The following is a 9557-nucleotide window of genomic DNA, read 5'->3' as shown; positions in this document are numbered from 1 at the left end:
TTACAGCAAGTTCGCCATCGAAGATAAGCTGGAAGTATTCTATACAGTAGTCTTCACAAATCCATCCCTTCATGATCAGGATATCGTAAACGTTGCAACTGCAAAAGGTGAGAATACTGAGGAAGAGCATCAGGATAACAGCGTTCACATCGTGGATGAGACACCTGGACTTAAAATCAAAAAGACATCCGACAAGGAATCCTACAAAGTAGGAGAAACCGGTCATTATACAGTAGTCGTTAAGAATACTGAAAAAGGCACAACCGCCCGCAATGTAATCATCAAGGATGCCCTTCAGGTAGATGGTGCGAAGATCGTTGAAGGTTCTATCAAGGTTTACAATGATGCAGGCAAACTCATGGATGATGCAGAGATCGAGCATTCCGATACGGATTATGCGATCGCAACAGGTCATGACCTGGAATACAAAGAACAGTTTACTGTAAATTATGATGTTCTGTTTGAGGCTGAGACTCTTGCTGGTAAAGACATCCTTAATGTTGCCAGAGCTACATGTGACAACTTAAGAGTGGAAACCAAAACACCAAGTCCGATCAAACTGGCTAATGGTCTTGAAGTTTACAAGTCCGCAGATCCTGCAACAGGTTCCGTGGTTAAGAACGGAGATACCATCAATTATTCCATCAATGTCAAGAACACATCCAACGATGACATGAAGAATGTCCTTGTAAAGGATATGATCCCTGAATATACGGAGTATGCTTCCAGTGAAGAGCAGGACGGCGTGGTCACAGGCACCAGAACTCTTAATGACAAGCTTTATGCTACATTTGTAATCGAATCCCTTCCGGCTGGAGAGGAGAAAACCGTTTCCTTTGCTGTAACTGTAACAGATGCACCACAGGAAGCAATGATCCTCAATGTAGCCCAGGTTCGTGTAACCAAGCTTGCACTGGATGACCAGACAGACAATACATGGACACATGAAGCATTCAGAAATACAAATGAAACAGTACACTATACTGATACCAGATGGGTCAAAGACCAGAATGTTGTATATATCGACGGTGGAAAGCTTTCCATTGAAAAATCATCTGACAAGATGAACTATTCTGTAGGCGAGACTGGACATTACACAGTTTCCGTTAAACAGAAAGTGGAAGGTGCAGTTGCAAGAAATGTTGTTGTAGCTGATAAACTGCAGAGAAGAAGGGTGCTTACATCCAGAAAGATTCCATCAAGGCATACATCCTCAGAGAGGGTGCAGAAGAACCGGAAGAGATCGAGGATGTACAGCTCGTAGCGAAAGACTTCGAGTATACCCTGTATACAAATACAAACCTGAAATACGGTGAAGAGGTCCTTGTGAAATACGATGTTCTCTTCAAGGATGCAGAACTTGAGGGACAGCAGATCAAGAATGTCGCCCTGACAAAAGATGATTCTACTGTACCGGGTGATGAGCCAACTGATACAAACAGAGTAACTGTCGGTGATGCAGGACTGATCATTGCGAAGTCCAGTGACAAGACAAAATACAAAGTTGGGGATGTTGGTAAATACACTCTGAAAGTTACTGCTGCTGACCAGTCAAGAACTATCAAGAATGTAGTTGTCAAAGATGTTATGAAACAGAAGGGCGCACACCTGGTAACAGGAACTGTTCGCACCTACTACGATAACGAAGAGCTGAAAGTTGATGTTCAGGAAAAGGATAACGGATTTGTTGTTGAGACAAAACATGATCTTTCCGGAACACATGCGATCTATGTAACATATGATGTTGTATTCGAGGAGGCATCCTTAGACGGAAGAGATGTAACAAACATCGCTACCACATGGGGTGACAATACGAACCCATCTGATGATGAGCATACCGTTCATGTAGGAGATGGTGATACACCGGATACACCGGATAAACCGGATAAGCCGGATACACCGGATACTCCGGATAAACCTGGCGTTGGCGGAATGACTATCACAAAGACAGCTAACAAGAACGAAGTCTCTGTTGGAGACGTTGTATCCTATACACTGTCAGCAACTGTTAATTCCGGTAAGGAAACAGCTAAGAACGTAGTCATCACTGATACCCTGGATGCAGACCTGTTCGAGCATCTTGAGATCGTGAAAGATTCCTTCAGAAGCTATCTGGATGACTCTGAGTTCCATGGTGCAGACTTAAGCATCAGCTCTACAGGATTCACACTGAAATCCGGCAAGGATATGAAGCCTGGACAGGTCATGAAAGTCACATATGATGTTAAGGTAAAAGATGATACCCTGAAAGGCAAGACCTTCAAGAACATCGCTGCCGTATCCAGTGACAACATGGACACTGCTAAGGACAAAGAATCCGTAAAGGTTAAAACAGATGATCCTGTTGAAGGCGGAATGACCATCAGCAAGAAGGCAAACCAGTCCAAAGTATCCGTTGGTGATACCGTATCTTACACTCTGGAAGCTAAGGTCAACTCCGGAACAGATACAGCCAGGAACGTAGTGATCAAGGATACTGTTGATTCTGCATATGCAAAATATGTATCTATCGACAGAAGCTCCGTACGCTGCTACATTGACAATTCTGAGTTCGCTCCGAAGAGTCTGGATGTAACTGAAAACGGATTTACCGTAACATCCGGAAAAGACTTAAAGCCTGGTCAGGTAATGAAAGTCACTTATGACATGAAGGTTGTTTCCGACAAGCTGAAAGGCAAGTCCATCAAAAACGCAGCGGTAGTAAGCAGTGACAATATGAATCCGGGCAATGACACAGAGATCGTTGAAGTTCCTTCAGATAAACCTGTAACAGGCGGACTGAACCTTACAAAGATCGGTGATCACAGCCAGATCAATGTTGGTGATACTGTAAAATATACTCTGATCGGCAAGACAACTTCTGCAGATACAGCCGTAAATGTAGTAATCAAAGATGCCTTAGATAATAAGGGTGTGATCGATGAGAGCAGCATTAAGGCATATCTGGATGACCAGCTCTTTACACCTAAGAAATTAAGTGTAACAGATGACGGCTTCACAATGGAAACAGGCAAGGATCTTGCAGCAAAACAGATCCTGAAGGTAACTTACAGTGTCAGATTTGCAGACGAAAGTCTTGCAGGAAAGACAGTTAAGAATACCGCAGTGATCTCTTCTGATAACATGGATCCGGTTGATGCTGACCATGGTGTTACTGTAAATCCGAAAGAAGAGGAGAAACCGGCATTATCTATTGATAAGAGCGTTAACCTCTCCAGTGCTTCCGTAGGAGATACACTCAGCTATACATTGACTGTAAAAGAGACAGAGAAAGATCAGACAGCGAAGAATGTTGTCGTTCGCGACAATTTTGATACCACAGGTATGAAAGTTGGAGGAATCCAGGCAACATTAGACGGTAAGTCTATCAAGGCAGATGTAACCAAAGCGGATAACGGTTTTGTAGTAAATACAAATACTGATCTTGCATATGGTTCCACTTTAAAGATCACTTACCAGGCAGTCGTATCTGACTCCAGTCTTGCAGGAAAGATGGTTGGAAATACAGCCGTTGCATCCGCAGATGATGCAGATGAGGTAGCTGCAAATGCAAGCGTATCCATCGCCGAGAATCCGTCTCCGAGTGAGACACCTGCTCCAAGCACAACCCCGGCACCGGGAGCTGACAGCAGTGATAATACAACCAACACAGTTGGACCAAAGACAGGACTTGTGAACCATGCAGGCATGTATGCGGGAATCGGTCTTGGAATCGTGGCAGTAGCCGCAATCGCAGTTTTCGTCATGAGACGGAAAAAGAAATAAGCAGTAATTCTGCTGGAGGGAGATCAGCCTGAAATGGCTGGTCTTTCTTTTTGTCTGAAAAATATTATTTTTCATATTAAATCCAGAAAGAAAAAGATAATTTAAAGTCTTCGTGTAGGAAGCTTATAAATCCTACTATACGGCATACTCAAAAATAATACTGGGGGTTAATTGATATGACAGAAGAAAGGAAAAAAGAAATATTAAAAACAATCGAAGAAAGAATTAGCAGCATTCCAGAAGAGTATGTCTCTAAAGTTATTGCTGACTGGTTTTTCTGTAGCGGAGAGGAAGATTTGATGGAAGTCGCAAAGAGTATCAAAGGGAAAGATTCTGACTTAAGCCAACATATGCGGGATTGGTATGTTAAAACCAGAGGATGTACAAAAACTGAAATGGCTCTTGTACTCACAGATCCAGAATTTATGCTCACGTCGTCTTTAAAAGACAAGATTCTGAGCCAAAATAGTATTAGGTTGATGCAAAACGATAATTTCAAAAAGAAAAGTCTCTATGATTGTATTAGAAAAAGTATGTTCTGATACCCATAGAGGAAGTATTTTGGGATGGCCGGCTGAAAATTTTGCATGGGTTGAAAATATCTGAAGAGCTGCTCAAAAAAAGGATCTTATTTTCGTATCAGAATTGACCAGTTTCAATTTGCGGTATATAATACTTATAACACAAAAAGGATATATCGAAAAAAGCTCACTTCGAGTGGTATATTCTTTCCTCACTTCGAGGTGTTAGTTCCCTGACAGCTGTTATTTTTGATAGCTGCCAGGGACTTTTTTTATCCATCTTATTTCTTTGACATATTGTCAGTAATCAAATGACGAAAGGAGAATGCAAAATGAAACGATATCTGGTCAGTCCAGAACTGAAACCGTATCTGCGCCGCATTATGGATCGCAGATCCTTAGATTACAGCTTTCAATGTGCTGATGGAAAGGATTATTGTAATATCTACATGTCGAGTAATTCTTTTCATAAGTTGATCAAACGTGCTGCCTGCGAAAAACGCTCAAAGGAAGAGGGTGTTACATTCGTGACAGAGGAGGAGAGTAGTAATCCAATAAGATGCGCTGCACTTAAAAGAGAACTAGGTGTTAGCAGCACCATAGTTTATAAGTAGTTTGTTGTATCATGACTGACCAGAACCTGGTCGGTCTTTTTTTGTCCTGCTTAAGGAGAAATAAGATGACGAAATTAGAAAACAATATCAAAAATCTCTGTGTAGAGAACATGGGTATTTATGGCTGCAAACACGCCGTAAAAGAGCATGTTTGGACTGGAAAAGTTCATATAATCGCCAAATTAAAGAAGAATGTTAAGTCTATGCGAGAGGAGCCTTTTGCGTATGCCTGTATGTTTTTTTCTGTAGAAACGTTGGTTTCCTGTATTAAAGAGATACTCTGGGAGAATCGAGAGGATGTAGAGAAATATATCCAAAATAAAAGGATTGCTCAGGAATTAGAGCTGGATTACACTTTTTCAGCGCCTATTGCCGAAGGAATCGCAATGGGAACGGATTGGAACCAAATGCATCCGGCCTCCTCTGTAAGACTTGTAATATGCAAGGACAACTATACTTCTTTTCGTATCGTTACAGCATATCCATATCCCTCATTTGATGAAATGGATGAATGGTACGATGCTGTCGACCAGAGGTTTAAAATAAGTCGGTGAAAGCCGGCTTTTTTCATGAATACAACCAATGCCGTTGGTTCAAAAGCAGGACTTGTGAACTATACAGGAATTCTGTTGGAGGAGGGGGCTGTCGGTAAATAACGTTTTTTAGCGCTGACAGCACCTGCATGTCTGGGAGGAAGGGAACCACCGGCTCATCTTGCGGAAGTATTTCCCTGCCTTCTCCATCTTACACTTTACAATGGTCAGGAACTGTGACCAGCCCACCGAAGCGATGGCCTTGGAAAGATGCCGGTTCTTCATCATATTCTTCACCGCCAGGTCTTCGCAGATGAAAGCAGTGTAATTATCTGCAATGGCCTTTGCCAGCTTGTGGTGGAAATCCCTTCTCTGGTCAGCGGTCTTACGCTGTTCCTTAGCCACCTTCGCACGGGCCTTCTCCCAGTTCTTTGAGCCCTTGTGGGTATTGTGGTCATACTGTTTTCTGGATAAACTCTGCTGGAACCGGCGCAGGCGTTTTGCATGGACCTTGATCCATCTTGGGTTGGGAACAGTAAACGTCTCTTTTGCATTTCCGAACATCCCGAACACCTTGAGCCCGAGATCAACAGAAATGACCTCGTCTGCATGGATGACAGCCGGGAATACCGGACGGTCGATCACCGTTTCCATCTGCAGGGATACCCGGTACCGGCTGTTCGTCCTGGTCACAGTGGCAGATTTTATGGATACCCCCAGAGGCTGCAGGTCAGCAAGTGTCTTCCCCTTCGGGAGTACGAACCGGACATTGCCGATCTTTGGCAGCTTCAGGTATGGCAGCCCGTCTATCATCTTTAATTCGATGTTGTTGTTTGTATAGTTCGTGGTAAAGCTGTTCCCGTTCGGCTTCCTGGAGGAAGCAAAGTTTGGGAAGCCTGCCTTCCCGCTGAAAAAGTTCTGGTAGGCAGTTTCCACGTTCTGGCAGGCATTCTGGTAGACGAATTTGTCAGTCCGTTTCAGGAATTCCTTCTCCTTCTTCAGCTTTGGCAGGAACTCCTTTTTATACTGGTCTATGGAAAGGGTTTTCTTGTGCTCGTCGTAATATTTGATCCGTTCAGCCAGATAATTGTTATGGACATACCGGCTGTTGCCGATGTTCTGGTTGATGCGGGAGGTCTTATCCCCGGGGATCAGTTCCAGGAGCAGGCCGTAGTTGTAGATGCATTTGCCATAAGGCTCCAGTGCCTTATTCTTACGCTCTGTGATATTGTGTCCGCCCTTTCCCCCATGGAATACGAATATCCCGTCTACTACCTCCACTGTAACAGGGGATTTGGAAGGCTTCTTCTCCTTCTCCTCAGTAGCCTTGCCCTTACTGATGATCTTCTTGTTTGCGTTGGCCATGCCCACACCTTCTTTCCATAAATCTAACTGTTTTTATTATGATAAAAAATCAATATTATGAAAAACAGCTACAGAGGAATAAAAAAGCCGCCTAACTCATGACTGAAGTCACGAGAATGCGGCGGCTAATTTTCAAAAGTGTTATGAATAAAATTCACAATTTCCTGAAGAAGGGGATGATATTTCATAAACCCTTCATACAAGGAGTCTAACTCGATTGCCATGACTGTTTTGCCACCGACATTTTTTCACCCTTTTTGACGAGAAGGCGCGTTGATTCGGAGTTGTCCGGGACTTCGATGATTTCTGTCTTGCATCCCATATCCTCAAGCATCGACAGAATGATGTTTTCAAAAAGCTCCTGTGTAATATAAATATTTGCCATGTTGTGATTCTCCTTTCATTTAGAAAAAATTTTTAAGTTCCTTTTTAAAATGCTTATTTTTTTATTTTGCTAAAAATGTTTAACTAACGTTAATAATAGGGTACAATACAATTAGCTGTACAGAAACTTGTACCAACTGTACGAGAAATTAATTATGAAAGATGAGGTGTGAAGGAATGGCAATGGATACAATGTTTTCAGGAGAATCAAAAAGTATTGAATACAAAGTTACCTTACCGGATAAAAGTGAAAAGTACATGAAAACAATCGTAGCTTTTGCCAATACCCAGGGCGGAAAGCTGATTGTAGGTGTAGATGATAAAACGCACGAGATCGTAGGTGTGGAAAATGAAATATTATTTCAGTTAATGGATGGAATTGCCAATGCTGTTTCAGATTCTTGTATGCCGCAGATTATTCCGGATATTGAACCACAGACAATAGATGGAAAAACGGTTATGCTGGAAGCAGTAAAACGACAATTAAAATTGACGTACGATCATGCAATATTAAGCTATGTAATGAGTATTCTGGGATTCCTTGTAGCAATGATCTTGTGGGGTGTGATGCGCAGTGTACTCAGACAAGAAGCACAGTATATTCCATTGGGAACGATCATGGCATTGGGATTATGCTGACTCTGCATTCTGTTTACGCAGATTTTTCAGATTAAACTGATGTTTGATCTGGAAATTTCCATGGGAAGTACCAGGAGAACATTCTTTTTATCCTATCTTCTGGTACAGGCATTGTACAATGCAGGAAACTATATTCTTCTGGTTCTTTTAGTTCTGTCGGAAAAGAAAATCAGGTCATTTCTGATAGCACAGGATATTACTGTCGGAAAGAAAGCAGAACTCATCTGGCCCTGGTCAATACGATATGGATTTCCGGCACTGCTGGTATTTACGATCGTATCTATTCTGTTTGGAACATTATGGATGTATTTTGGAAAAGTTGCCGGAGTGATCTTGTGGATTTTGTGGATGGCACTCTGTCTCGGGGATTCGAATATCGCTGATGCGGTGACAGATGCACCTGATTCTATTCTTGGAAGAATCGGTCTCGGAATCGCAGGCATCGCCAATTTCTTCACAGGAACGATTGGAATAATCACGGGAATCATCATTTTTGTTGTTGTACTTGTGGCAATTTATTACATGGTACAGAGGCAGATGGTAAAATTTTAAATAAATCAAGTAAGCTGCCTGCTTCAATTGAAAAAATAATTGAAAAAATAACAATCAGGGAATTTATTTGTGTTGGAGGTAGTTTAAATTTACCTGTTTATAATCAAATCTATCATGCATTACAAAAAAATTAAGGCATGTTAAGAAATGAGTTAAGGTGATTTGTAAGATTTGAGTGATATTATTTCATTGTTCCAAAGAAAAAGTATGGAACAAAATACAGTAGATAAGATAAGAAAAGGAGAATGACATTATGAGAAAAAGTATTATGAAAATGGGAACTATGGCACTTATAGGAACTATGTTATTAACACCGGCATCTAATGTATTTGCAGCAGATGAAGTACAGGAAGTGGCGGTGTTTGATGATGGTAGTGAGACAACTGAAACTGATAACGCTGTAAATACAGAAGATAATTTTGCGAATGCTGATTTTGAAAACGGCAATACGGGAATTGAGACACAAGGAATTATTACAACGGATTATATTGTTACTGCAAGTAGCTTAAATGTAAGAAGCGGAAGAGGAAAAGGCTATCCAATTATTGGATCATTAAGTAAAGGACAGACGGTGAAGGTTTATAATAATTCTCTTGATGACAACTGGGTGAAGATTAAATTTAATGGTTCCACTGGTTATGTAAGTGCTAGCTTCATCAAAAAGAAATAATACACTTAAAAACCATTTTTATTACAGAAATAAGTTATCAAAACTTATTTCTGTAATTGAAAAAAGGAGTACATTTTCTTATGAAAATTAAATATTTATTAACGATTCCTTTGGGATACCTGATCCTGTCGCTTTCGCGAAATTTCAGCCTTACAGTATTTCGTTATAATATTCCTATACCGCTGGATGAAATTATTTATGTAAGTCTTGATATTCTGGCAGTGTTATTTCTTGTGTATCTGTATGATAAATATGTGTTGAAAATACATTGGCAGGACATTTATGTATGTAAGCCAGTTCCTCAGGTGAAATGGGTAGTTGCGGCTGTTTTATTATCAACGTTTGTTTTGGTATGCTGTATTTTTTTGACAAAAGGAACATTTATTAAGGAAGAGATATCCATTCAGGAAAAGATTGATCTGGCTTTGAATACCATACTTGGAGGTGGTGTACGTGCTGCTGTAACAGAAGAAGTGATTTTCCGTGGTCTCATATTCAGCTCCCTGCAAAAAAT

11 protein-coding genes are annotated in these 9557 nt (G+C 41.1%); 9 read left to right on the top strand and 2 right to left on the bottom strand.

Features of this window, described 5'->3' with window-relative positions:
• The 5 genes from AC075L_RS05660 to AC075L_RS05640 form a co-directional block, all read left to right on the top strand.
• A partial coding sequence (locus AC075L_RS05660; RefSeq protein ID WP_476387317.1) for a DUF7927 domain-containing protein occupies positions 1-1264 on the top strand: 1264 nt, incomplete at its 5' end.
• Positions 1265-1326: 62 nt separating this feature from the next.
• Positions 1327-3765 (top strand): isopeptide-forming domain-containing fimbrial protein, encoded by a 2439-nt coding sequence (locus AC075L_RS05655; RefSeq protein ID WP_476387316.1) that lies wholly within the window; start codon positions 1327-1329, stop codon positions 3763-3765.
• Positions 3766-3941: 176 nt separating this feature from the next.
• Positions 3942-4307, top strand: a complete 366-nt coding sequence (locus AC075L_RS05650) for a hypothetical protein (RefSeq protein ID WP_118566684.1) — start codon at positions 3942-3944, stop codon at positions 4305-4307.
• A gap of 311 nt (positions 4308-4618) precedes the next feature.
• A complete protein-coding gene (locus AC075L_RS05645) occupies positions 4619-4900 on the top strand; it encodes a hypothetical protein (RefSeq protein ID WP_055059162.1) in 282 nt (93 codons plus the stop codon).
• 65 nt (positions 4901-4965) lie between these two features.
• Positions 4966-5454, top strand: a complete 489-nt coding sequence (locus AC075L_RS05640) for an RNase A-like domain-containing protein (protein WP_476387315.1) — start codon at positions 4966-4968, stop codon at positions 5452-5454.
• Between the two features lie 108 nt (positions 5455-5562).
• Here the strand turns inward: AC075L_RS05640 and AC075L_RS05635 are convergent, their stop codons facing one another.
• Positions 5563-6798 carry an RNA-guided endonuclease InsQ/TnpB family protein gene (locus AC075L_RS05635; protein ID WP_476387314.1) on the bottom strand — a complete coding sequence of 412 codons (1236 nt, stop codon included), beginning with the start codon at positions 6796-6798 and terminating at the stop codon, positions 5563-5565.
• 208 nt (positions 6799-7006) lie between these two features.
• Positions 7007-7183 carry a hypothetical protein gene (locus tag AC075L_RS05630; RefSeq protein WP_182438316.1) on the bottom strand — a complete coding sequence of 59 codons (177 nt, stop codon included), beginning with the start codon at positions 7181-7183 and terminating at the stop codon, positions 7007-7009.
• A gap of 176 nt (positions 7184-7359) precedes the next feature.
• Between AC075L_RS05630 and AC075L_RS05625 the strand changes: the two genes are divergently transcribed.
• The 4 genes from AC075L_RS05625 to AC075L_RS05610 all read left to right on the top strand — a co-directional run.
• Complete coding sequence (locus AC075L_RS05625; RefSeq protein ID WP_118566687.1) at positions 7360-7821, top strand: AlbA family DNA-binding domain-containing protein; 462 nt, start codon at positions 7360-7362, stop codon at positions 7819-7821.
• A 39-nt stretch (positions 7822-7860) separates the two neighbouring features.
• A complete protein-coding gene (locus tag AC075L_RS05620; RefSeq protein WP_118566688.1) occupies positions 7861-8373 on the top strand; it encodes a hypothetical protein in 513 nt (170 codons plus the stop codon).
• Positions 8374-8626: 253 nt separating this feature from the next.
• Positions 8627-9043: an SH3 domain-containing protein gene (locus AC075L_RS05615; RefSeq protein WP_118566689.1), complete on the top strand. Its 417-nt coding sequence runs from the start codon at positions 8627-8629 to the stop codon at positions 9041-9043.
• Between the two features lie 80 nt (positions 9044-9123).
• On the top strand, positions 9124-9557 hold a 434-nt coding region (locus AC075L_RS05610; RefSeq protein WP_476387313.1), incomplete at its 3' end, for a hypothetical protein.

This window comes from Blautia sp. ZXY-1-B12, assembly GCF_056339915.1.
Note: the sequence above shows the minus strand (reverse complement) of the source record. Positions and strands in the feature narration are given on the sequence as shown.

What these genes read in the sequence shown, in the direction of transcription:
- AC075L_RS05650 (WP_118566684.1), top strand. Translation starts at nt 3,942, where the DNA reads ATGACAGAAGAAAGGAAAAAAGAAATATTAAAAACAATCGAAGAAAGA.
- AC075L_RS05645 (WP_055059162.1), top strand. Translation starts at nt 4,619, where the DNA reads ATGAAACGATATCTGGTCAGTCCAGAACTGAAACCGTATCTGCGCCGC.
- AC075L_RS05640 (WP_476387315.1), top strand. Translation starts at nt 4,966, where the DNA reads ATGACGAAATTAGAAAACAATATCAAAAATCTCTGTGTAGAGAACATG.
- AC075L_RS05635 (WP_476387314.1), bottom strand. Translation starts at nt 6,798, where the DNA reads ATGGCCAACGCAAACAAGAAGATCATCAGTAAGGGCAAGGCTACTGAG.
- AC075L_RS05630 (WP_182438316.1), bottom strand. Translation starts at nt 7,183, where the DNA reads ATGGCAAATATTTATATTACACAGGAGCTTTTTGAAAACATCATTCTG.
- AC075L_RS05625 (WP_118566687.1), top strand. Translation starts at nt 7,360, where the DNA reads ATGGCAATGGATACAATGTTTTCAGGAGAATCAAAAAGTATTGAATAC.
- AC075L_RS05620 (WP_118566688.1), top strand. Translation starts at nt 7,861, where the DNA reads ATGTTTGATCTGGAAATTTCCATGGGAAGTACCAGGAGAACATTCTTT.
- AC075L_RS05615 (WP_118566689.1), top strand. Translation starts at nt 8,627, where the DNA reads ATGAGAAAAAGTATTATGAAAATGGGAACTATGGCACTTATAGGAACT.